General features: G+C 44.5%; 21 protein-coding genes. 18 read left to right on the top strand and 3 right to left on the bottom strand.

Features of this window, described 5'->3' with window-relative positions; all coding sequences use genetic code 11:
* The first annotated feature begins 236 nt into the window (after window positions 1–236).
* The 6 genes from glpE to FE392_RS02005 all read left to right on the top strand — a co-directional run bounded on the left by glpE (window position 237) and on the right by FE392_RS02005 (window position 5,597).
* Entirely contained in the window at window positions 237–563 is a 327-nt protein-coding gene (gene glpE / locus FE392_RS02030; protein WP_319928563.1) for a thiosulfate sulfurtransferase GlpE, read from the top strand.
* 176 nt (window positions 564–739) lie between these two features.
* Complete coding sequence (glpG, locus tag FE392_RS02025) at window positions 740–1,576, top strand: rhomboid family intramembrane serine protease GlpG (protein ID WP_319928562.1); 837 nt, start codon at window positions 740–742, stop codon at window positions 1,574–1,576.
* Window positions 1,577–1,696: 120 nt separating this feature from the next.
* Window positions 1,697–2,455, top strand: a complete 759-nt coding sequence (locus FE392_RS02020) for a DeoR/GlpR family transcriptional regulator (protein ID WP_319928561.1) — start codon at window positions 1,697–1,699, stop codon at window positions 2,453–2,455.
* Between the two features lie 299 nt (window positions 2,456–2,754).
* The gene (gene glpD, locus FE392_RS02015; protein ID WP_319928560.1) at window positions 2,755–4,242 is read left to right on the top strand and encodes a glycerol-3-phosphate dehydrogenase; all 1,488 of its coding nucleotides are present in this window, start codon (window positions 2,755–2,757) and stop codon (window positions 4,240–4,242) included.
* A 241-nt stretch (window positions 4,243–4,483) separates the two neighbouring features.
* Window positions 4,484–5,035 (top strand): RBBP9/YdeN family alpha/beta hydrolase, encoded by a 552-nt coding sequence (locus FE392_RS02010; RefSeq protein ID WP_319928559.1) that lies wholly within the window; start codon window positions 4,484–4,486, stop codon window positions 5,033–5,035.
* Between the two features lie 34 nt (window positions 5,036–5,069).
* Window positions 5,070–5,597: a GNAT family N-acetyltransferase gene (locus FE392_RS02005; protein WP_319928558.1), complete on the top strand. Its 528-nt coding sequence runs from the start codon at window positions 5,070–5,072 to the stop codon at window positions 5,595–5,597.
* A 6-nt stretch (window positions 5,598–5,603) separates the two neighbouring features.
* On the opposite strand, the gene FE392_RS02000 is transcribed toward FE392_RS02005, so the two are convergent.
* Window positions 5,604–6,491: an alpha/beta fold hydrolase gene (locus tag FE392_RS02000; protein ID WP_319928557.1), complete on the bottom strand. Its 888-nt coding sequence runs from the start codon at window positions 6,489–6,491 to the stop codon at window positions 5,604–5,606.
* Between the two features lie 500 nt (window positions 6,492–6,991).
* Here FE392_RS02000 and yhfZ point away from each other — a divergent pair, with 500 nt between their 5' ends.
* From yhfZ to FE392_RS01955, 9 genes are all read left to right on the top strand, one after another.
* Window positions 6,992–7,900: a GntR family transcriptional regulator YhfZ gene (gene yhfZ, locus FE392_RS01995; RefSeq protein ID WP_319928556.1), complete on the top strand. Its 909-nt coding sequence runs from the start codon at window positions 6,992–6,994 to the stop codon at window positions 7,898–7,900.
* A gap of 54 nt (window positions 7,901–7,954) precedes the next feature.
* On the top strand, window positions 7,955–8,317 hold the full coding sequence (locus FE392_RS01990; protein ID WP_319928555.1) for a PRD domain-containing protein: 363 nt from the start codon (window positions 7,955–7,957) through the stop codon (window positions 8,315–8,317).
* A gap of 104 nt (window positions 8,318–8,421) precedes the next feature.
* Window positions 8,422–9,651 (top strand): YhfX family PLP-dependent enzyme, encoded by a 1,230-nt coding sequence (locus FE392_RS01985; protein WP_319928554.1) that lies wholly within the window; start codon window positions 8,422–8,424, stop codon window positions 9,649–9,651.
* Window positions 9,652–10,057: 406 nt separating this feature from the next.
* Window positions 10,058–10,903 carry a phosphotriesterase family protein gene (locus FE392_RS01980; protein WP_319928553.1) on the top strand — a complete coding sequence of 282 codons (846 nt, stop codon included), beginning with the start codon at window positions 10,058–10,060 and terminating at the stop codon, window positions 10,901–10,903.
* A gap of 88 nt (window positions 10,904–10,991) precedes the next feature.
* A complete protein-coding gene (locus FE392_RS01975) occupies window positions 10,992–11,369 on the top strand; it encodes a DUF2620 domain-containing protein (protein WP_319928715.1) in 378 nt (125 codons plus the stop codon).
* Between the two features lie 10 nt (window positions 11,370–11,379).
* A complete protein-coding gene (locus FE392_RS01970; RefSeq protein WP_319928552.1) occupies window positions 11,380–12,729 on the top strand; it encodes a YhfT family protein in 1,350 nt (449 codons plus the stop codon).
* Between the two features lie 24 nt (window positions 12,730–12,753).
* Window positions 12,754–13,842: an aminotransferase class V-fold PLP-dependent enzyme gene (locus tag FE392_RS01965; RefSeq protein ID WP_319928551.1), complete on the top strand. Its 1,089-nt coding sequence runs from the start codon at window positions 12,754–12,756 to the stop codon at window positions 13,840–13,842.
* 413 nt (window positions 13,843–14,255) lie between these two features.
* Entirely contained in the window at window positions 14,256–15,407 is a 1,152-nt protein-coding gene (locus FE392_RS01960) for a TcdA/TcdB catalytic glycosyltransferase domain-containing protein (RefSeq protein ID WP_319928550.1), read from the top strand.
* A gap of 219 nt (window positions 15,408–15,626) precedes the next feature.
* On the top strand, window positions 15,627–16,244 hold the full coding sequence (locus tag FE392_RS01955; RefSeq protein WP_319928549.1) for a short chain dehydrogenase: 618 nt from the start codon (window positions 15,627–15,629) through the stop codon (window positions 16,242–16,244).
* A gap of 153 nt (window positions 16,245–16,397) precedes the next feature.
* On the opposite strand, the gene FE392_RS01950 is transcribed toward FE392_RS01955, so the two are convergent.
* Window positions 16,398–17,285, bottom strand: a complete 888-nt coding sequence (locus tag FE392_RS01950) for a LysR substrate-binding domain-containing protein (protein WP_319928548.1) — start codon at window positions 17,283–17,285, stop codon at window positions 16,398–16,400.
* A 596-nt stretch (window positions 17,286–17,881) separates the two neighbouring features.
* On the opposite strand from FE392_RS01950, the gene FE392_RS01945 reads away from it, so the two are divergent.
* Window positions 17,882–18,505 carry a glutathione S-transferase family protein gene (locus FE392_RS01945; protein WP_319928547.1) on the top strand — a complete coding sequence of 208 codons (624 nt, stop codon included), beginning with the start codon at window positions 17,882–17,884 and terminating at the stop codon, window positions 18,503–18,505.
* Between the two features lie 23 nt (window positions 18,506–18,528).
* The gene (locus FE392_RS01940; RefSeq protein ID WP_319928546.1) at window positions 18,529–19,572 is read left to right on the top strand and encodes an LLM class oxidoreductase; all 1,044 of its coding nucleotides are present in this window, start codon (window positions 18,529–18,531) and stop codon (window positions 19,570–19,572) included.
* A 297-nt stretch (window positions 19,573–19,869) separates the two neighbouring features.
* Here the strand turns inward: FE392_RS01940 and paaZ are convergent, their stop codons facing one another.
* On the bottom strand, window positions 19,870–21,942 hold the full coding sequence (gene paaZ, locus FE392_RS01935) for a phenylacetic acid degradation bifunctional protein PaaZ (RefSeq protein WP_319928545.1): 2,073 nt from the start codon (window positions 21,940–21,942) through the stop codon (window positions 19,870–19,872).
* 327 nt (window positions 21,943–22,269) lie between these two features.
* On the opposite strand from paaZ, the gene paaA reads away from it, so the two are divergent.
* The gene (gene paaA, locus FE392_RS01930) at window positions 22,270–23,211 is read left to right on the top strand and encodes a 1,2-phenylacetyl-CoA epoxidase subunit PaaA (protein WP_319928544.1); all 942 of its coding nucleotides are present in this window, start codon (window positions 22,270–22,272) and stop codon (window positions 23,209–23,211) included.
* Window positions 23,212–23,220 lie beyond the last annotated feature (9 nt).

Here is a 23,220-nt window from a genome sequence, read left to right as displayed (position 1 = left end):
TCTCAATAATCCCCAGCCACATAGATAACTATGTGGCTGGAATGAACGAGTGCCACCAGCAAAGCAACAACTTGAAAGGCGAAGGATATAACCGCTTTCTGTCTCTGATCTTTCTATCTGTATTTCCACGCCTTGCCAATCCAAATATTGGGAAGGTGTTCAGGTCATACCAGATAACTATTAAGAAATGAATATATTGGAAGCGAAAATTTTAGAAACCACATAATTGAGTATTTATGGATCATTTTCAAACAATAGACCCAGAGCAAGCTTATCAGTTTTGGCTAAATAAAACCGCAGCCATGGTTGATATCCGTGACCCACAAAGTTTCCGGGCCGGTCATGCAACAGGCGCATTTCACCTGACGAATGAAACAATCAATAATTTCTTGCAAGAAACGGATTTTGATACCCCCGTCATGGTGATGTGTTACCACGGCCACAGCAGCCAAGGAGCCGCACAATACCTTATCAATACTGGTTTCGAAACAGTTTACAGCGTCAATGGTGGTTTTGAAGCCTGGCAAAGGAACTATCCTCATGCCGTTGATACCGTGTCATAACGTTAACACCATTTCATGACGTTAATAATTGGTTCATTATGTTAATAATTAACCAATTATGTTAATTCTTAGTGAAATATTTAACGTGCTGGTTTAAAACAGATGGCTTCAAGTTAGCAAGTTTCAACACAATTAACCCTGTGCGATTAACTTCAACATAAGGCATAAGACGAGCAATGATCCATGTAACTTCAATATCCAATCCTCGGCTGGCTCAAGCCTTTATTGACTATATGGCGACACAGGACATTCATTTGATCATGCGCCCCACCAGTGAACCATTACTGGTTGAATTATGGCTGGAAAATGCCAGCCATCTAAACCTGGTTGAAGAAGAACTTCATCATTTTTCCCGTGATCCCCTTAATGAACGCTATCAGGCAGCCAGTTGGAAAACCGGGAAATTCAACAACTCTTTTAAGTATCGCAACAATCTAAATTGGGAAACACTCAAAAGTCGATCTGGCCCATTCACTATTGCCATAACCGTACTCTGCATACTTGTGTTTGTTTGGATACAGATTGCGGGAATACCCGAAGTCATGAATTGGCTGGCATGGCCTCACAGTGAGCAGTATTTCGAGTTATGGCGTTGGGTGACTCATGCTTTATTGCATTTCTCGTTGATGCACATTCTCTTCAATCTCGCATTGTGGTGGTATCTGGGCACTCAGGTAGAGCGCCGGATTGGAGCAGGAAAACTCTTTGAAATCACAATAGTATCTGCATTTTTCAGTGGATGGGCACAATCATTGTTTAGCGGATCCCAGTTCGGTGGGCTCTCTGGTGTAGTCTATGCGCTGATAGGATATGTTTGGTTGACCGGTGAAATTTCACCCAATCGAGGCGTTCATCTTCCCAGAGGGCTAATTATTGTCTCAGTCATCTGGTTATTGGTTGGTTATTTCGATGTATTTTCATTGAGCATCGCAAATGCCGCTCATGTTTCAGGATTAATTATCGGGTTATTAATGGGCCTATGGGATAATTTACGCAGACAAAAAAATCAATAATATTCCAAGTCACTTGGGTCAACTATAATCCATTTATATCCATGAATGTCTTGTTATGGCCTGAAACAAATCAGGGCGAAATGAAGCAAAGTGGATATATGCAAATATTAGGGGAATTTTGTGAAGCAAACTCAGCGACATGATGCGATAGTCGAGTTGGTACGCCTTCAAGGTTATGTCAGCACTGAAGAGCTGGTTGAGCATTTTGAGGTCAGCCCTCAAACTATTCGCCGTGATTTGAATGATCTGGCAGATAAAAATAAAATCCACCGTCATCACGGCGGAGCCACCTTACCCTCCAGCTCAGTGAATGCTGCTTATCATGACCGCAAAATCATGTGGTCAGATGAAAAAGCCCGCATTGCAGTGCAAGTTGCCACTCAAATCCCAAACGGCGCGACGCTGTTTATTGATATTGGAACAACGCCGGAAGCAGTGGCACATGCACTGCTCAATCACCGGGATTTACGGATTGTCACCAACAATCTCAATGTGGCAACCCTTTTTATGGGCAAAGAAGATTTCCGTCTGATCTTGGCGGGCGGTGAAGTTCGCTCCCGTGATGGCGGCATCATTGGTGAAGCAACACTGGATTTCATCTCTCAATTCCGCCTTGATTTCGGGATTCTTGGGATCAGCGGCATTGATAACGATGGTTCCCTGCTGGAATTTGATTACCACGAAGTTCGTACCAAACGAGCCATTATCGAAAACTCCCGTTGTGTCATGCTGGTTGCTGATCATTCGAAATTTGGCCGCAGTGCGATGGTTAACCTAGGCAACATGAACCTGATTGATTATTTGTTCACCAATAAAGCACCGCCTCTCAATATCCAGAAAATCATCGATCAATACAGCGTCAAGCTGGAGCTTTGCTAGCTTCCCCCTTATTCTCAGGCGTTCCCCACCTGATATTGATAAGTTGGTGGGGTTCTCCTCTGTATAGTCCATCCAATATTTTACCGGAACAGTCACCCAAGACTTCTCCCAAACTTCAGCCTAAATTTGTATCCCACAAAATCCTGATTAATCTTATAGATATGATAATGACTTGTTATCTGTATCACGTGAAGATGTTTTTTCTGAGTTAATAGTTGGCGATTGATGAATTTTTGATTACAATCCCTGAGCGAAAACGAACATTAAAGAACTGTTTCGAACATTTCAGAGGGTATGCAATGGAAACCAAAGACTTGATTGTAATCGGCGGCGGAATTAACGGCGCTGGTATTGCGGCAGATGCTGCTGGCCGGGGACTTTCTGTCCTGCTGTTGGAAGGTCAAGACTTGGCCAGCGCGACTTCGTCTGCCAGCTCTAAGCTGATCCACGGCGGCTTGCGTTATCTTGAGCACTATGAATTCCGTCTGGTCAGTGAAGCACTGGCAGAGCGTGAAGTCTTGCTTAAACTGGCTCCGCATATTGCATTCCCAATGCGTTTTCGCCTGCCACACCAACCACACCTGCGCCCAGCCTGGATGATCCGCATTGGCCTGTTCCTGTATGATAATTTGGGCAAACGTGTTAGCTTGCCGAGCAGTAAGGGGCTGAAATTCGGTGCAAACTCAGTATTGAAGCCGTCCATCACCCGTGGTTTTGAATATTCCGACTGTTGGGTTGATGATGCTCGTTTAGTTGTACTAAACGCGCAAGAAGTACAGAAACACGGCGGAGAGGTTCGTACCCGCACTCAAGTGACTCGTGCATATCGTGAAAATGATCTTTGGGTAGTTGAAGCACAAGATCTTAAAACCGGCGAAACCCACACATGGCGCGCCAAAGGCTTGGTGAATGCAACTGGCCCGTGGGTAAAAAACTTCTTCGACAATGGGCTGCAACTGAAATCACCTTATGGCATCCGTTTGATCAAGGGCAGCCACATCGTAGTCCCTCGCGTCCACGATGAACCGCAGTCCTATATTCTGCAAAACGAAGATAACCGCATCGTGTTTGTCATTCCATGGAATGATGATTTCTCCATCATCGGCACAACCGATGTTGAATACAAAGGCGATCCGAAAGAAGTCAAAATTGACGATAATGAAATCGATTATCTGCTGAAAGTCTACAACGACCACTTCAAGAAACAACTTGAACGCAGTGACATTGTTTGGACGTACTCTGGTGTTCGTCCGCTGTGTGACGATGAATCAGACTCACCACAAGCCATCACACGTGATTACACGCTGGATGTACAGGATGATCAAGGCAAGACACCATTGCTGTCCGTATTCGGCGGTAAGCTGACAACCTATCGTAAATTGTCAGAACATGCGCTGGAGAAACTGGTGGCGTACTATCCAAATGCTGGCAAGGCATGGACTAAAAATGGCAGATTGCCGGGCGGTGAGCTGGAAGGCTGTGACCGTGATGGCTATGCCCGCCTGCTGCGTCAACGCCACAACTGGTTGCCAGAAGGCGTGGCCCTGCGCTATGCCCGTACTTACGGCAGCAACAGCCAAATTATCCTGAAAGGTTCAGACGCTTTGGCTGATCTCGGCGAATGCTTTGGTCATGGCCTGTATGAAGCTGAATTGCGCTATTTGGTCGAACACGAGTGGGTTACACAGTTGGATGATGCTATCTGGCGTCGTACTAAACTGGGTATGTGGCTCACCGATGAGCAAAAACAGCGTGTTGCTGACTGGCTGGCCCAGAACGCCAAGTAGGCTTAATTACAAGGCTGATTTTGCGTAATTAAAATGAATGGCGATAATAAATTATCGCCATTTTAAATTCCCCTGCCCCTTACCGCTCATCAATATTCCACACAAAGCACATAAATTTTCGAAATAGCACTTTCTGATATTCAGTTTCCCTTCCCTATTTTCTACTGAATTAAGCACGCTATTCAGCATGCAAATTTTTATCGCCATGATAGTATTTTGGAAAAACCTTCTGGAATAAATGATGGCAAAAAAAACGTTCTTAATCGTTCCGGGATATACCAATTCCGGGCCAGATCACTGGCAATCCCATTTAGAAAGAAAATACTCAAATATTGTCAGAGTACAGCAAAGCGACTGGAATTCCCCTATTCGGGAACAATGGCTAAACCGGCTTGATGAAACAATCGAAAAAACCTCCGGAGAACTCTTTCTTATTGGCCACAGTTGTGGCGCGGTTACCATCACCCAATGGGCAGCAGAAAGAACATGCGACAGGGTAAAAGGCGCATTGCTTGTGGCTCCCGCAGATGCCGATAGCCCCAATGCACCATTGGAAATTCAGATTCAACGGCCTCTGGCAATGTCGCCTTTGCCTTTTGTATCTACTCTGGTATGCAGTGATAACGATGAATTTTTATCGTTGGAAAAAGCCCGTGCATTAGCCGATTGCTGGGGATCTGATTTAATTGTTTTACACAGGGCAGGCCATATTCATACTGCCGCAGGTTATGGAGAATGGTTGACAGGAGAACAGCTCATCAACGAAATATCAAATAATGGGCTCATCGGCTGAATCCTGACATTACAAAATAATTTCGGAAAATTCGATGCTGAAAATTAGAGAAGCAACATCAAAAGACGCGGCACTATTATCTCAATTGTTTGAAACAAGCTACCGCTTTCATTTTTCGAATTTGTGGCTTGATAAAGATGAGTTGGAAAAATATCTTACGGAAGAGTGCTCATTAGAAACAATATCCACATCACTGCACACTTCCGAACATAAATGGTTTCTTGCCGAAACCGCTGATGTAAATGCCAAAGTCATCGGTTTCAGTAAAATTATTATCAATAAAACCATTCCAGATGAAAATATCACTGGCCTTTATCTACATAAACTTTATTTAATTCCACACCTGACAGGAAAAAAATATGGAGAACAATTATTTGATCATGTAGTAAAACTCGGTCGGGAATGGGAACAAAAGTGGCTTTGGTTGGAAGTGCTGGAAAATAACAAGAACGCCATTAAGTTTTATGCCAACAAAGGAATGCAAAAGCAAAAAGATATTGTATTTACCAGCCCAAAACAGCAGAGCACATTACATATAATGACTAAAAAACTGCACGATTAGGCATTATTATTTTATTCCATGCAAAAATGGAATTATTTTTCCGGCCAGAGTCTGCATAAATGAAAGCGGGAAGCTATGGCCCATTTCTGGTATCGGCAGAAATTCGGCTCCGGCAATGCGCTTGGCCGTATCTTCTCCACAGGCCATTGGAATTAAAGGGTCGTCCTCGCCGTGCACAACCAAGGTTGGGCAGCGAATTTGGGCCAAAAGTTCTGCTCTGCCGGAATCAGCCATTATCGCCAGTATCTGCCGAGCTGAACCATTGGGATAATATCCGCCGCGGCGTAAAGCTAGCCTGATATGCTGAACCAGCTTATCTTTGTCAAAAGATTCAGCAGGTGAAAGCACAGCTTGGGTGACTTTAAGCTGATGATCAACTAACTGATCTTCACTGGTGCCGGCAGGTTTAGACAGCAATGCAGCCATCGTTTCTGGCTTGGGCGCAGGAAGGTGGCGAGCACCGCTGGAACTCATGATACTGACTAAACTCATCACGCGTTCAGGATAAATGGCAGCCAGTCTCTGGGCGATCATTCCTCCCATCGATGCGCCAATAATATGGGCTCTCGGAATATTCAACGCATCAAGCACCCCCAAGGCGTCATCCGCCATATCTTGCAGACTATAAAATGGGCGTACAGGCAGCCCGAAACGAAAGCGAAGTTTTTGCCAAAGAAGGGCGCCTCGCCGGACATGCTCAAAGCGCTGGCTCAGCCCTGCATCACGATTATCATAACGGACCACCCGGAATCCAGCGTCAATCAATTGGCTGACAACTTCATCCGGCCAGTCAATAAGCTGCATACCCAACCCCATAATAAGCAAAACAACCGGGCGTGTTTCTCCACCGCTGTCTTCAATTTCAATCGAAATATGATTAGCTGTAATTTTCATGGGCGGCAACCTTTTCTATTTTTTATAACAGTCCGAAATATAAATTTAAAGTATAGGCTTAAAATAAGCCAAATTTATTATTGGGTATACACATGTAAAGAATAATATTCAAAACAGTTAAATTAAATTTTCGATACATTTAAATAAATTACAACAGTGAGATATTTTGTTGATTAACGCAAGAATTAGCTGCAAAATGTTATCCTAATTATTCTATAACGTGATAAATAGCGCAGCAAAAATCACTAACTAGATAGAAAAATATAGCGTTCAGATGCAGTTAATCTCCTGCCATCCCTATTTTCTTCCAAATTAATGATTTTTTATATCTTCAAAGCGAAATAAAAATATATCTTCAAAAGATTGATAATATTGGACTTTGTTATTTTTTAAATTTTCATTTTTTTGGCAATTGTGATATTAATCCAGTTTCTTTAATTCGCTTATTGCGATTTATGTTCAAATTTATGAAGATAAACAAGAATGGATAGCAACTTGCAATGATGAGTCAAACATTCATTAAAAAAGAGGGAATTGCACAAGCATTTCTTGCTCGTTACCTCCTCTCAGAACAATGTGGCAACCGACTAAAAACTATAGAATTGTTAGCCAAAGAATGTGGTTTGTCCGTAGGTTTAATGCAAGCGGCATTAAAATCCCTTGAACAAACACAAGCAGTTGGAATTAAGCGTCGTGGTCGTAATGGTAGTTTTCTTGCACAAATTAACCATAAATTGCTCTTGGAGTATGCCGATATCGGCAATGTGGTCTGTGCGATGCCGCTTCCTTACACCCGCGCCTATGAAGGATTGGCAAGTGGTTTGAAAGCCTTATGTGCAGGGATACCGTTTTACTTTGCACATATGCGTGGCTCAGATATCCGCATTGAATGCCTGCTAAATGGTGTATACGACTTAGCAGTAACATCAAGGCTTGCCGCAGAACAACATCCTGAAAATAAAGATTTATATATTGCGCTTTCACTAGGGACACAAAGTTATACAGACAGGCATAGATTGATCTTTCGTCAAGGCGAAATGGAATCGATTCGCCGCGTAGGGCTAGACAGCACCTCGGCAGACCAAAAAATAATGACAAATCAGTACTTTGAAGGCAAAGAGATTGAATTGGTCGAAGTTTCCTATCATGAATGTCTGAATCAAATAATAAAAGGCCACATCGATGCGGCTATCTGGAACGTGGGGCAAGGCCATGAGCTGCTCTCACAGGGGTTGATGACGTTGATCCCTGGTGATGGCGACAGCTTTGTCAAAGCCTCTGAAGCCGTTATCCTTGCCCGCAAAGATAATATTCCCATCCAGCAACTCCTGCATACCATGGTTGACCGGGATGAACTGCTGAGCCATCAACAAGACGTTGTAGCAGGTATCATCACACCCGTTTACTGATATTCGAAAAACTCAAACAACCACTTTATTAATAAAGACGTGTAACAAAAAGCAATGATAGAACAACGCTTAACTATCCTGCTGCAAGGTGGCGTCATCGAACGAGATATCTACGACAGCATGCTGGATGTTATGCATGAGCTGGAAGACGTCTGGTTCATTCCTGTCCGCCATCCACAAGGTGAAATGGCTCTAACCCATATGGCAAGCGCTTTCATGCGGTCACGCCGTGGAGAAACAGTTTCCCCGCTGGATAGGACAATACTGGAAAAAATAGAGCTTTCTGAACATTACAATCAACTCATCACCATCCACCGCTCCCTCATAAAAAAATTCACCGAGACATTACATCCTAATGAAGAAGGCTACCTGTTAGTAAATTTATATGGTTTAATGCTTTCTTTCGAAAGCAGTTAGCTTTTGATTACATTATAAATATTCAAAAAAATGAAGATTTTTGTTTCGTAAACAGTTTCTGTTTTCACACAGCCTTGCTGCTTTGCAGACATGAAGAGAAACCTATGTTTATTAATGCCTTGAAAAAACAAAACCCCAAATTGATTGAAGTTGCAAGAAGACTTTGGCAACAAGGCACAATATTGCCAGATACCTACATTATCGATGTTGATCAGGTTTTAAATAACGGCCGGAAACTGCTGAAAACCGCCAATCAACACGATATTGAACTCTATTTGATGACCAAGCAGTTCGGGCGCAACCCTTGGTTGACCAAGAAACTGATTGAGTTGGGCTACCGCGGCGTTGTCGCTGTCGATTTCAAGGAAGCCTATAGCCTGAGCCAGCACGATATACCGCTATGTCATATCGGCCATCTGGTACAGACGCCGACGCATTTAATAGAAACTCTGCTTAAGCGCAATCCAGACATCATTACAGTTTTTTCACGTGAAAAGGCGCAAACGATTTCGGATACGGCTGAGAAGCTGGGACGCGTTCAACCCATCATGCTTAAAGTTTTTGATAAACGAGATATTGTCTTCCCCTGTCAGGAAGCAGGCATTACCTTTGATGAGCTTGAATCTGTTGTCGATGCCGTAAAACAGATGCCGGGAGTGAAATTAAGTGGCCTGACCCACTTTCCTTGCCTGTCGTGGGATTCACGCTATCAAACCACCTTACCCACAGCCAATCTGCTGACCCTCATTCGCGCGCGAAACCGGCTTGAACAACTCGGCGTGAAACTTTCGCAGATTAATGCCCCTTCTGCGTCAAGCTGCAATACTATCCCGCTGCTGGCCAAATATGGAGCTACCCACCTTGAGCCAGGCCATGCTTTAACCGGGACAATCCCTGCAAATATCACAGGCCAAGAGCCAGAACATATCGCAATGGCTTATGTCACCGAAGTTTCACATCATCATGATGGCAATAGTTATTGCTATGGTGGCGGTTACTACAAACGTGGACACATGAAACATGCGCTGGTTTTTTCTGAGAACGTCTCACCAGAAATATCCCCCCTGCATCCTTTCCCCAAAACTGTCCCACCTAAAACCGCTCCACCCAAAACCACGCGCATACTGCGTTTGGGCGATCCTTGCATTGACTACCATCTCCCCATTGCAGGTACACATCCAATCGGCAGCCCGGTAATTATGTGTTTCCGCTCTCAGGTTTTCGTGACCCGCAGTGATGTGGCCCTGGTCTCAGGCATTCAATCGGGCTCTCCCAAACTTGAAGGCATCTATGACAGTCAGGGAAATTGGAAGAATAACGGCTATACCCAGTAACTCCCCCGATATGGGTATTACGTTATAGATATAAAATTATCGGTATTACATATAGTATTACTCTGCCATCAAATAATGTTATTTTCGCTATAGTAGATTTCCCTCATGATCCTGCGCGATGACTTTATGAATATTTGTGCACGATAAATCGATGAAATGGCTATTTTGTGGAATAGCCATTGATAACATCATCATTTATAAAGGCCATTATGGGAAACTAAAAGCAAACTGGGGATACGCCCATACATTCCGCTTCGTATTCCTCATCCATCATTGATGCAGTTGAAGACTCACTCGGGCAGCGGGATATCAAAGATATCAAGTTGAACATTGGGGGGATACACTGCAATCTTCATCAGAAAATCGTGGTTTTGACGCATCAGGGTATACCTATGTACACGAACATTTGCATATCGACCTTTCCGGCGCAAAAGACAGTCTGGATTGCCGGTTGGATCAATATGACCTGATAGTTGATGAACTTCTCCAGCTCCATGCCCTTGGGGTAAGGAACATAGTGGAGATGACTAACCGTTACATGGGGCGCAATGCGGCTTTTTTGCTGGATTTAATGCGTGATACCCGCATCAATATTATTGCCTCAACCGGCTACTACAAACAGCCATTTTTCCCTGACCATTTCAAAGAATTGAGCGTGCAAGCGATCGCTGATGACATGATCACGGAAATTGAAATCGGCATTGATGGCACGGCATTAAAAGCGGGAATAATAGCCGAGATTGGCTCCAGCCTTGGGCAAATCACGGAAGATGAGCAAAAAGTCTTTGCGGCGGCGGCATTGGCCCACCAAACGACCGGCTGCCCCATTTCCACCCATACCACGCTCAGCACGATGGGGCGCGAACAACTGGCACTGCTGACAGATCTTGGTGTCTCTCCTGAGCATATCGCCATTGGTCATTGCGATCTGCGAGATAACCTGAACACCATCATACCCATTCTGGAAGCAGGGGCATGGGTGCAATTCGATACAATCGGCAAAAATAATTACTATCCAGATAGCGGTCGCATCGCCATGTTACAAGAGATCGCCAAATATGGGCGGCTTGATCGGGTTATGCTTTCCCAAGATATTACTCGCCGTTCCCATTTGAAAAGCAACGGAGGGAATGGGTTTGATTATCTGCTTACCGTCTTTGTCCCTATGTTACTCGAAGCCGGGTTTTCCCAAATGCAGATAGATCAGATGTTACGTGATAATCCTGCACGATTTTTCCAGCACAGCCTTTAAAAAAACCAGCACTGAAAATTCAGTGTTAAAAAAACATAGCTTTTTCAAAAAGCAATCCGATAGAAGATACAAAGAGAGGGATATGAATATGAGATTTGTCGTTGGTGGACAAATAGAGAAAGGGGCAATAGCCGAAGGTATTCGTCGATTGGCGGGGGACAAAGCGACTTCAATTACCATCATGAATGACATTGAAGCGGCGATGGCCGTTAAAAATGGCGAAGCAGATTACTATCTTGGTGCCTGCAATACCGGTGGCGGCGGAGCGCTGGCCATCGCAATCGCCCTTATCGGCCTGAACCAATGTGCCACTATCAGTATGCCGGGAAAAATATTGTCTGATGATGAGATAATCGCCCATGTCAAGGCAGGGAAAAAGGCATTTGGGTTTACCGGACAAGATATTGATATGGTTTTGCCGGTGATCATCAATACCATTATTTCACAGACCGCCATCTCACAGTGAGGGAACCATCATGCAACACTTACATGAATTCCTGATGAGATTGATAGAAGTTGACCCTTTCAAAGCAGGATTACTGGCTGCAATCGGGGCCATTGCCGCGATGATGGCAAACCGTGGCATCGCCGTTTTCCATGACGGCCTGCGTCCATTATTGCCGGAGTACCTTGAAGGGCGCATGAGCCGCAAGGCACTGGCCGCAACCAGCTTTGCCCTGAGCATTGGCTTGGTGGTGGGTTTCGGCATTCCTTTCTCGCTCACCGCTCCCATTGTGCTGGTACATAGTTTGTTGCTCGGCACCGACATGATTGGCATCTGGTGTGCCAACAGCCGGAGAGGATATATCGCTTCTGGCATCATCGGTGCCCTGTATGCCATCGCCTTATTGGCCGGCCTGCGCTCAGTGGTGGAACTGTTTGCGATGCTGCCCGTGAATTTCACTGATGATCTCAAGAAAGTCGGAGATCCGATTGTTGCCTGTTTTGCCCTGTTCCCGGCGATGGTTGTCGGCTACCAATATGGCTATCGCAAAGGGCTTATGGTGATGTTCACCGCATTGGTGGGCTATCTGGGCACCAAAGCCATTGGCCCGCTGAGTTTTGGCGGCATGATTGAAAAACCGGTCAGCGTTGATCCCAATGGTGCGGCACTGCTGCTGTCAATGATTGCCATGTTCTACTTTGCCATGCGTGAACGCCCCGCCCAATCCAAAGAGCAAAAAGGGGCGAACGAAGTTTTGGTCGGCCTGTTTTCAACCCGTATCGAGCGCATCCAGAAAAACAAATGGCTGCTGATCTTGTGCGGCGGTCTGACTGCCAGTGCGGCAACCATGTCTTTTAGCCTGCTGGCAGAGGGCCCGGTTTCTCTGCAATTGATGGCACAAGGTGAGCAAACCAATGCCTTGCTGGTCGCCTTGGCCCGTGCCATTGGCTTCATTCCTTTAGTGGGAACAACGGCCATCGCCACCGGCGTTTACAGCCCGAATGGCATGAAATTCGTATTTGTTGCAGGATTGGCAACCAACAATCCCTGGATTGCCTTTATCGCAGGCGGCATCACGATGTTCATCGAGATCCAGTTGCTGGCGAAAATCGCAATTTGGCTGGATAAATACCCCGGCGTGAAAGCATGCAGCGGGCATATTCGTACCGCGATCACCAAAATGCTCGAAGTGGCCTTGCTGGTTGGTGCTATGATTGCCTCCAACGCCATTTTGCCGGGCATGGGCTTTATGATTGTTGCGGGTATCTACCTGCTTAACCGTACATCTAAACGTCCTTTAGTAGAAATGGCCATTGGCCCAATCGCAACCATTGCCGTGGGCATTCTTGCCAACGTGCTGTTTCTTTTGGGAATAAAATAAGTTTTTCCGGGAAAAAAATAACCAATGAAAACCTATCCATTGCAAAGTATGACGATGGCACAAGCGCAGCAGCAACAATTCAAGCTGGTGGACATTATCTGTCGTTACTTTCCCGGGGCTGATTTTCTTTCGCAGGGTGATCTGGGCTTAGTCCCGGATCTTCACCAACCACGGATGACCCGGCGCATTGAAACGGTCATTGCGGAGTTTTTTGGTGCCGAGAGTGCAGCCTTTGTCAATGGAGCAGGAACCGGCGCATTACGCGCGGGGCTGGCGGCGTTAGTCAGCCCCAATTCGACGTTACTTGTGCATAATGCGCCCATTTATCCCACAACCCAAACATCGATTGAGCAGATGGGGCTTCACGTCATCCGCGCGGATTTCAATCATGCGGAACACATTTCAGCCGCAATCCACCAATACCAACCCGCCGCCTGCCTTGTTCAGCATACACGCCAGAAAATGTCTGACAGCTACTCACTGCAAGGCGTTATCGACATATTGAATCAGCATCATATTCCGTCACTCGTCGATGACAACTACGCCGCCATGAAAGTGGCGAAAATTGGCTGCCAGCACGGTGCCACTCTTTCCACATTTTCGTGTTTTAAGTTACTGGGGCCACAAGGCATCGGCCTCGTGACAGGAAAACAAACTGCCATTGATGCCCTGCGCCGGAGCATGTATTCCGGCGGTTGTCAGGTACAGGGTTATCAGGCAATGGAAGCTTTGCGTGGAATGGTATTCGCCCCCGTGATGCACGCAGTACAGGCAGAAGTGAATGACGAGCTGGTCATGCGGTTGAATCAAGGGGAATTGCCTCAGATTAAACACGCCTTTCTCGCCAATGCCCAATCAAAAGTATTATTAGTGGAGTTTCATGACCCTATCGCAGAAAAGGTACTTGCAGCAGCACATACTTTCGGGGCGTTGCCTTATCCGGTGGGTGCAGAGTCAAAGTTTGAAATCCCGCCGCTGTTTTACCGTATTTCCGCGACTTTCCGCCAAACAGATCCGACGTTGGAACAGCGTATGATCCGCATCAATCCCAATCGCAGCGGAGCCGATACCGTAATGAGGATTTTGCGGGAAAGTTGTCAATTGAGAGATTAGCGAAAAACAAATCTCAGCACCAAGTTATCAACAAGTCGAAAATCCCGGTGAGAAATCATATTGAAATAATGTGAGATGAATCACCCTTTTCAGCATCATGGAATGGGAATATTGTGATATAAAAGCTGAAAAAACATAACGCCTGATTATTATTTAATTTAAAAACCAAGTTATTTTTAGCTACATCTATTACAGCTTCTTCACATAAGGTATTTCATCTGTTTTTATTATCTACCCATTATTTTGGATCATAAATACCAAAACAGAAAACCCCATCAGGCGCTAATAACTAAATTCAGTTTATATCTATCAAACTTATATCTATCATAAAATTGATATTTCCATCAACCTTAAGGTAACTTAATTAATAACACACCATTTATATTTCACATTACACCGAAAGAGGAAAAAACATGGAAATCCCCAAAAAAATCCATTACTTCTGGGTAGGTGGCAATATACCAGAAAATCTATTAAAAAGAATGATGTTGGTTAAGTATAAAAACCCAAATTTTGAAGTCAATATTTGGGGAAACAGCAATGTGAAATCATTAATTACCAATACGTTAGATAAAATGAAATTTAATTATCAAGGGAGTAACTTCTATGTAATAGGAAACTCCTTTCATTTCAACTATAACAATATCGACACGGCTTTTGATTATCTGACCAGACAAGCCTATTTTCAAAGTGCAGTCCCAAAAGAAGAGCCTCATTGTTTAAGTTTTTTTGACAGAAATGATGAATGTGAAGATATCCATGAAAACCTCTATGGTGATTATAGAGAATTAATTCTTTACTTAAGGCATATATATACTATTCATTTAAATGGAAACTGCCACAATTATGCATCGGCCAGTGACATAGCGCGCCTTGCAATTCTATACATGGAAGGCGGCATATATTTAGATGCTGACGTAGAACTCAGTAATATTAAAACAAAAAAAGATAAATTTAGCTACCTATCCCTTAAAACTGACATGGGTATCGGTGATGTATCAGGAGGAAATTGGCGTCTTGAAGACTCTGGTAAAGAATTCGGAAATGCTATTATTTCATCATTACCAAATTCAAAAAAAATATTTAACCTAATAATTGAAATGGCAATTACAATCAAAAGGCATCATCTTTACAAACAAATTTGTGACAGCCCTTACTTCGAAAGAGTAAAACACATAAAAAGCCACAATGAAGCTAGTCTAAGAGATAAACGGATTGATTTTATTTTAAAAACGAAAGAGAAAAAAGAAATAATTCATGATGAAAAATGCAATTTTATAAACCCTTTATGGCGAACAGGGTTATTTAATGAAACAAAATTTTCAAACGGAAAAAAAATAACAGACTATCAACGTGAAGAACGAAAAATCACTTATACAATGCTGTTTACAGGGCCAATTCTAATTAACAATACAATCAATCCAAAAAATAAAAATCTAATTCCTAAGAAGTATAGGCTTATGTCCACCCATAAAAATGATAACATTTTTCTCGATGTTGATGGTTCTGGAGATTGGTCTGCTATTGGCAATCAACAATATTCAGATGAAGATCCGTTTAGTTGACTTTATACATATAACCTCTGCCATTATCCGTATGAGTGTACCTGATTTTGTCATTTAGCATTTTCAACCTATCTTTAATAGATGCCAAAAGATATCTTACCTATACCTATCGGTTTCTCAAGTTGCAACTTTATTCGTTGCAACTTGAAACTTATTGGATATATCGCTGTAAAGCAGAATGCATAGTCATAAATAATTTTCCAGCATAGGATCATAAGTATGAAGATATTAATCATTGGTGCATCGGGAACTATCGGAAAAAACGTCATTGATAACCTCAAAAAACAGCATGTTTTATTAACGGATAATCAGACAAAATTAGAAATTATTGCTGCGAGTCGTCACTCAAAAGAAAATGCATTAGATGTATTTGATAAACAACAATTAAATGATTTTTTATCAGCCCATAAAATGTTTGATGCCATCATCTGTACATTTGGCAAAACTGCTTGGACATTACCTGAAAAATTAAGCGATTACGAAGAAAGCCTCAATAATAAAGCTTTGGGGCAAATCAATGTCGCCCTGCAATCTTTAAAATACATCAAACAGGGAGGCTCAATCACATTAACATCAGGTATTGTTGGCAAAATATTGTCGCCTCATGGCTCACAAACCGCCGTGGCGAATGCAGCTATTGAAGCATTTGTACGATCAGCAGCATCGGAACTGAATAATATTCGAATCAACGTTGTTAGCCCCCGGCTATTGGAGAGTTCCTTTGCTCATTACGCAAAATTTTTCCCGGGGCAAGAAACCTGCACTGGCGAGCAAGTTGCCAAAGGCTATATCCGCAGTATTTATGGCAAAGAAAGCGGTGTGGTTATTGAAATATAATTTTTATTGATTTAATCGACTTCGTAGCCAGCAAATATTCGCTGGCTCATTCGTTCTCATCAAACGCGATGATAATCATTGTGTCACGGGTATCCTTACCCATAGCGATGTAGACAAGTTTAGAAATGCTGGCAGGTTTTATGTTCTCTTTTGCTATGCCGTTTCTGCCTCTTCTTTTATCCAATCAATAAATGCCTTAACTTCGAAACGCGTTGTGGCTTCTGGCAAAGTGACTGCGTAATAAGCGAATTTAGAAGGCCAAGGGTTATCAAGAACCTGCACTAGCTGACCTGCCCGAATTTCATCTTCAGCATATTCCTGTGGCACCAGAGCAATTCCCTGCCCTGATTTAGCGGCCCGGATGAGTAAAAGATCATCTTCAAAACATGAACCGCGTTCTGCCCGTTCATCAACAGAGGCACCATGTGCGCTTAACCATAGATACCAATCAGCACGACTGGCATCCTGCAATAATGGGTAATTAAGGCAATCAATAGGTTCATTTACGGGTTGGTGGGCCTTAATTAACTCTGGGCTGGCGACTGGGATTAAAACGGGGGACATCAACGGGGTCACAGACAATTTTGGATAATTCCCAAGGCCGTGACGAAGTGCTATATCAACTCTATCCCGTTTCAAATCAACAACAGAGTAAGAGGTTTGGATTTCTATCTCAATTTGCGGATACTGCTCCGTAAAGTGGCCTAAGCGCGGAACCAGCCAGGAAGCTGCAAATGTGGGGGAAGTATTTATTGTTAACGTCGGCCTTGATTTCGAACTTTCCAATTTATCATAGGCTTTTTCAAGACGTTGAAATGCATCAAGCAGTTGTGGGTAAACCTTTTCCCCCGCTTCTGTCATGCGCATGCCATGTTTTTCACGTGTAAATAACTCGGCACCTACCCGTGTTTCCAATAACCGAATCCGTTGGCTAATAGCGCCCGGAGTGACGTTTAAAGCGTGTGCTGCGGCCTTGATGCTATTGCTTTGGCCAACTTCAACAAAAGCACGCAACGCAAGCAATGGTAGTGATTTAGCCATAATTTAGTTTTTCTAAACTCTTAAGATAGAAAATATCGTTTTCTATTTTCTGTGAAAACATGGATTATTCAATAATAATACCATTAACTGATCAACTGATGAAATTTAAAGTTAAGGCTAATATTTATGATTACCACATCTCAAACATGTCATTTTTTTCTTATTGATACCATGCACTTGGAAATGCCTGATAGCATTAGATGTGAAATATTTCCATTATTTAAAATACGTTACTTCCCTTATTAAAATTTCATTTTGGAATTTATTTATCGGAAATAATTACTGCTAAGGTATCAATTTTATAAAGAGACAATGAACTCTTGTTTTCGTAACAAAGAGGTGTGCCCTTATTTGCCTTTTTATCTATACCCAATGGATTTCAAGTGACATCGCGGCAGCAAGGGAATAACAAAGTCGTCGGGAACGAATTTGCCTGACCAGAGGCCGAGAGGAAAGAGTCTTCCCGCCATCCCCGGGAGCATAGAACACCGTCTAGTGATAACAGCGGTGGCCGGGATAAATGAGTGTCGCCAACAACGATGGCTGCTTGAAAGACGGAGAAGGCAATTACATTTCATCAATAAAAAGAGCGTATTATGATTAGCATTTATACCGATAGCTCTCCCAATGGTTTTAAAATTACTATTGCTTTGGAAGAACTCGGGCTTCCCTATGAGTTAAACCATGTGCAGATAGATAAAGGTGAAAATTTATTACCCGAGTTTTTACAGCTTAATCCGCACGGGAGAATACCGGTTTTATTTGATAGCGATACAAATACGACAATATTTGAATCTGCGGCAATTCTTCTTTATCTGGCGGATAAAACAAATAAATTACTCCCTGTTGAACATAATGCGCGTTGGCAGGCTATCCAATGGCTAATTTTCCACGCATCCAGTGTTGGGCCAATTATCGGGCAAAGAGTTAATTTTGAGTATTTTGGTTCCGGAAAAAATAAAGAAGCGACTGAGCGCTTTAAAAAACTCACTGAACGTGCTTTTTCAACCATGAATAACCACTTAGCCAATAATTTATATTTTGGTGGGGAAGATTATTCAATCGCTGATATAGCTCATTTCGGTTGGACTCATATCGCCCAAATTATCAATTTTGATTTTCATCATTATAAATATTTAAGCGAATGGCATGACAGAATCGCAGCCAGACCCGCGGTGCAACGTGGCATTTCTATTCCAGCACCCGCTACAGGCCCTTAGAAATAATATGTGAGGAAAAATAAATGAGTCAAATAACTTCAGTACCTTCAGGCAAGATTCAAGGATCGTCATCGCAATTATTTTCGAACCATCCAGGTTATCAGCGGATGTTTCGCCCTAACGAACTTACGATAGGGCTTTTTTTACCGCAAAAATTTTACCAAGGTGATATGAAAGTCATGGAAGGCCAATCAGAACTCGTTGTTCAGGCCGATAAATATGGTTTTGCCTCAGTGTGGGTTCGGGATGTACCTTTATTTGACCCTTCATTTGGCGATGCCGGGCAACTTTTCGATCCATTCACCTATCTGGCCTATCTGAGTGCCAAAACAAAATCCATCTCTTTAGCGACGGGCAGTGCAATTTTTTCATTACGCCACCCGATTGATCTGGCAAAGGCAGCGACGACCATTGATCAGATTTCCGGCGGGCGTCTAGTTCTTGGCATTGCATCTGGAGACAGGGCCATTGAATTCCCGGCTTACGGGGTCAATTTTGAGCAACGCGGCAAACGCTTCGCAGACACGGTCACCTATTTTCGTCAACTGATGAAAGAGGGATACCTAAATATTAATTCTCCTCTTGGTGCCTTTACCGGTGCAGAGCTTCTTCCTAAACCGACATTTGGCGCGATTCCACTCATTGTTACTGGCGCTTCACGCCAATCACTGGATTGGATTGCAGAATATGCCGATGGGTGGCTGACTTACCCAGAACCCACTCATAACAGCGCCGGCCCGCGTCGGTTGGCTGAAAAAATTAAAGCATGGCGCAGCCTACTCCCTGCTAATGAGTTCCGTCCACATATGACAAATGATTGGATTGATCTGGTCGAAGATCCAAATTTCCCAAGAACGCCATTGCGTGGGGGCTTCACGCTAAAAACAGGGCGTAACGGTTTGATTGATTTACTTAACGAGTGGAAAGAAGCCGGGGTAAACCATGCTGCTTTAGGAATACACTTCTCAGAAAGACCGGCGCAGGAAATTTTACAAGAAATGGCCGAATACGTGCTTCCACATTTTCCGTCTCACGAGGGAGTCTCTCCATTAGAGACTAAATGGTAAGGGATTAAGTGGTTGCAATAGATATCCTATGGGTTTCAAGATGCATCGTGGCGGCAAGGGAACGAATTTACCCGGCTAAAGACTGACTCTCAGTAACCTCCGGGCGCATAGAATAAAGACGATGACCGGAGTGAATGAATGCAGCCAATAAAGAGGCAGCTTGAAAGACAACGGGTATAATTTTCTAGACACAGTGAACCCATCACCGCCGGAGGTTTTTATCTCCGTATCAGACCGCGGGTAAACCACATTGAAATTCTGTGGATTGCCGGCGGTCTGTGCTATCCATCAGGGCATCTATACCAAGGCGGAAAAATCGCCATGCTGCCGTTCCACCAGCGTGAGGATGCTGTAAAGCGCCACAGGCTGTTGTTCCTGATTCAACACCTGCACATCCCACATCACGACACCATGCGGTTTATCTTCCGCCGTTTTCTGGACTTTTTTGATCTTCTTCTTGCAAGTCAGGCGCACTTGAATGGTATCGCCAATTTTGACCGGCTCAATAAAACGCAGATTCTCCATGCCGTAGTTGGCAAGTACAGGCCCGACTGCGCCATCCACAAACAAGCCCGCTGCGGCGGATACGACGAAATAACCATGCGCCACACGCTCACCAAACAGGGATTCCGCCGCCCCGATTTTATCGACATGAGCATAAAAGTGATCACCGCTCAAGCAGGCGAAATTCACAATATCGGCTTCCGTGACTGTCCGGCGGGCGGTCAGCAGGCTTTCGCCGATTTCAAGTTGTTCAAAGTACTTACGGAACGGATGAATCGGATCTTCCTTCACTTTCGCGCCACGAACCCATTCACGGCCAATCGCAGCCAGCATGCTTGGGCTGCCCTGAATCGCGGTACGCTGCATATAGTGTTTCACGGCACGCAACCCGCCCAATTCTTCGCCTCCGCCCGCTCGCCCCGGCCCACCGTGCACCAGCATCGGCAATGGCGAGCCATGCCCTGTGGATTCCGCAGAAGCCGTTTCATCCAGTATCAGCATACGGCCATGAGCACACGCCGTCGCCCGGATCACCTGCGCCGCAATCTGCTCATCAGCAGTCACCAATGAACCCACCAGACTTCCCTGCCCCATCATCGCCAATGCTATCGCCTGTTCAGCATCCTCATACGCCATTAAAGTGGATACAGGCCCAAAGGCTTCTGTACTGTGCACAACCTGATTTGTCATGGGATCGGCACAATAAAGCAGTGTCGGCGGGTAAAATGCGCCGTTGTTGTTGGTATTGCCGGTCAGAACCAGTTTATCCAGCGCACCGCCGCATAACAGTTCACAGCCACTATCGCGCAACTCATTGACCTTTGTTTGCACTTCGTCACGCTGTTCCAGATTAATCAGCGCCCCCATGCGTACATCAGGCAGGGTCGGATCACCAACCGCGACACCGGATAACCGCTTGAGCAATGCCTGTTTGACGGGTTCCATCTGATTGGCCGGCACAATGATGCGACGAATGGCCGTACATTTTTGCCCTGCCTTGACAGTCATTTCACGCACGACTTCTTTGATGAATACGCCAAACTCCGGCATTTCAGGCGTCACATCCTCACCTAAGATGCAGCAGTTGAGGGAATCAGCTTCCATTGTAAAAGGAATGGATTTTGCTATCAGCCGAGGGTGTGCACGCAACATCTGTCCTGTTTGCGCAGATCCGGTAAAAGTCACCGCATCCTGATAATCAAGATGATCGAACAGATCGCCAATGCCACCGCAGATCAACTGCAATGCCCCTTCCGGCACCAAACCACTGTCGATGATCAGTTTCACCATCGCTTGCGTCAACTGTGCAGAAGCGGTTGCAGGTTTGATGATAGCCGGCATACCTGCCATCCATGTGGGCGCCAATTTTTCCAGCATGCCCCAGCAGGGAAAGTTAAAGGCGTTGATATGCAGAGCCACACCGGGGCGGGAAGTCAGTACATGACGAGCGACAAATTGGGATTGCTTGGACAATGGGATCATTTCATCTTCCGGCCACAGGGTATCATCCGGCAATTCACGCCCAGCCAAGCCCGCATAAGAAAAAAGCGTCGCCACGCCTCCTTCTATATCCACCCAGCTATCTGAGCGGGTTGCCCCTGTTTCTGAAGAGATGGCGTACAGCGCTTCTTTATTGGCCAGCAAATGTTTGGCAACGGCTTTCATCATCTGTGCCCGTTGCTGGAATGTCATCGCCGACAGCGCCTTGCCTCCTTGTACGCGGGCATATTCCAGGCTTTCTTTCAATGGCAGACCTTCCGAAGATACCTGATACAAAGCTTCGCCAGTGACTGCATGATGAATGGTTCTGGAGTTGCCCTGCCCATATACCCAAGTACCACAAATGTAACTCGTTAATTGTTGCATTCTTTTCTCCACCAATTTCACTAATGAATCATTTAATAAGACATGGCTTGTTATTTATGTATCACATATTTCACCAACAATAACCACCATTCAGCGCAACAAAAATAAAACATTTATATCCAAATCCTGGGTTACAACCCAGGCATCACCAGACATTAAAATTTAATAGACTGATTTTAAACATTTTTAAATTAATATTGTGATGTGTACAACAAATATACAATGTTTATGTTTGATATTTTTGTTAACGGTTTATAGATTTATAGTTAAAAAATGATTCATTTTTATATCCGAATATTAAAAATCAGAATCACAATGGAGCCTAGCATGACAACTGACCCACTTCAGATGCATTTCGACGCAAAAATTGCAGCGGATCTGTCCATTGAGGCCAAAGACTGGATGCCCGAATCCTATCGCCAGAACCTGATACGCCAAATTGGTCAGCATGCACATTCGGAAGTCGTCGGCATGTTGCCAGAAGCCAACTGGCTCACCCGCGCCCCGACACTGCGCCGCAAAGCCGTCTTACTCGCCAAAGTTCAAGATGAAGCCGGGCATGGCCTGTATCTCTATAGCGCGGCTGAAACGCTGGGCTGTATTCGGCAAGACATTTATCAAAAATTATTAGATGGCAAGATGAAATACTCCTCTATATTCAACTACCCCACGCTGAGCTGGGCGGATATTGGTGTCATCGGGTGGCTGGTCGATGGTGCGGCGATAGTGAATCAGGTTGCTTTATGCCGGGCTTCTTATGGCCCTTACGCCCGCGCTATGGTGAAAATCTGCAAAGAAGAGAGCTTCCACCAGAGGCAGGGGTATGAAGCTGTCATGGCACTGGCAAACGGCAGCGAGGCTCAACGCGCAATGTTGCAGGATGCCATCAACCGTTTCTGGTGGCCCACATTGATGATGTTCGGCCCCAATGACAATGACTCCCCCAACAGTGCTCAAAGCATGGCGTGGAAAATTAAGCGATTCAGCAACGATGAATTGCGGCAAAAATTCCTTGATAACACAGTACCCCAATTGGAGGCTCTGGGCATGACAGCCCCCGATCCTGAACTGGCTTGGGATGAAACTACCGGGCATTACCGCTTTGGCGAAATCAACTGGGATGAATTTTATCAAGTACTGAAAGGGCAAGGGATATGCAATCACGAACGTCTGGAAGCCAAACGCCGTGCTTGGGAAAACGGAAAATGGGTACGAGAGGCGGCCTCTATCCATGCCAAAAAAATGGCAGCCAAAAAACGTGCTGCTTAATCCGTTGCG

Origin of the sequence: Xenorhabdus santafensis (genome assembly GCF_033949405.1) — a bacterium.
Taxonomy (GTDB): domain Bacteria; phylum Pseudomonadota; class Gammaproteobacteria; order Enterobacterales; family Enterobacteriaceae; genus Xenorhabdus; species Xenorhabdus santafensis.
This window is presented reverse-complemented; position numbering and strand designations above follow the sequence as displayed.

Coding starts and splice junctions, on each gene's coding strand:
- glpE (WP_319928563.1), top strand. CDS start 237: ATGGATCATTTTCAAACAATAGACCCAGAGCAAGCTTATCAGTTTTGG.
- glpG (WP_319928562.1), top strand. CDS start 740: ATGATCCATGTAACTTCAATATCCAATCCTCGGCTGGCTCAAGCCTTT.
- glpD (WP_319928560.1), top strand. CDS start 2,755: ATGGAAACCAAAGACTTGATTGTAATCGGCGGCGGAATTAACGGCGCT.
- FE392_RS02010 (WP_319928559.1), top strand. CDS start 4,484: ATGGCAAAAAAAACGTTCTTAATCGTTCCGGGATATACCAATTCCGGG.
- FE392_RS02005 (WP_319928558.1), top strand. CDS start 5,070: ATGCTGAAAATTAGAGAAGCAACATCAAAAGACGCGGCACTATTATCT.
- FE392_RS02000 (WP_319928557.1), bottom strand. CDS start 6,491: ATGAAAATTACAGCTAATCATATTTCGATTGAAATTGAAGACAGCGGT.
- yhfZ (WP_319928556.1), top strand. CDS start 6,992: ATGATGAGTCAAACATTCATTAAAAAAGAGGGAATTGCACAAGCATTT.
- FE392_RS01990 (WP_319928555.1), top strand. CDS start 7,955: ATGATAGAACAACGCTTAACTATCCTGCTGCAAGGTGGCGTCATCGAA.
- FE392_RS01985 (WP_319928554.1), top strand. CDS start 8,422: ATGTTTATTAATGCCTTGAAAAAACAAAACCCCAAATTGATTGAAGTT.
- FE392_RS01975 (WP_319928715.1), top strand. CDS start 10,992: ATGAGATTTGTCGTTGGTGGACAAATAGAGAAAGGGGCAATAGCCGAA.
- FE392_RS01970 (WP_319928552.1), top strand. CDS start 11,380: ATGCAACACTTACATGAATTCCTGATGAGATTGATAGAAGTTGACCCT.
- FE392_RS01965 (WP_319928551.1), top strand. CDS start 12,754: ATGAAAACCTATCCATTGCAAAGTATGACGATGGCACAAGCGCAGCAG.
- FE392_RS01960 (WP_319928550.1), top strand. CDS start 14,256: ATGGAAATCCCCAAAAAAATCCATTACTTCTGGGTAGGTGGCAATATA.
- FE392_RS01955 (WP_319928549.1), top strand. CDS start 15,627: ATGAAGATATTAATCATTGGTGCATCGGGAACTATCGGAAAAAACGTC.
- FE392_RS01950 (WP_319928548.1), bottom strand. CDS start 17,285: ATGGCTAAATCACTACCATTGCTTGCGTTGCGTGCTTTTGTTGAAGTT.
- FE392_RS01945 (WP_319928547.1), top strand. CDS start 17,882: ATGATTAGCATTTATACCGATAGCTCTCCCAATGGTTTTAAAATTACT.
- FE392_RS01940 (WP_319928546.1), top strand. CDS start 18,529: ATGAGTCAAATAACTTCAGTACCTTCAGGCAAGATTCAAGGATCGTCA.
- paaZ (WP_319928545.1), bottom strand. CDS start 21,942: ATGCAACAATTAACGAGTTACATTTGTGGTACTTGGGTATATGGGCAG.
- paaA (WP_319928544.1), top strand. CDS start 22,270: ATGACAACTGACCCACTTCAGATGCATTTCGACGCAAAAATTGCAGCG.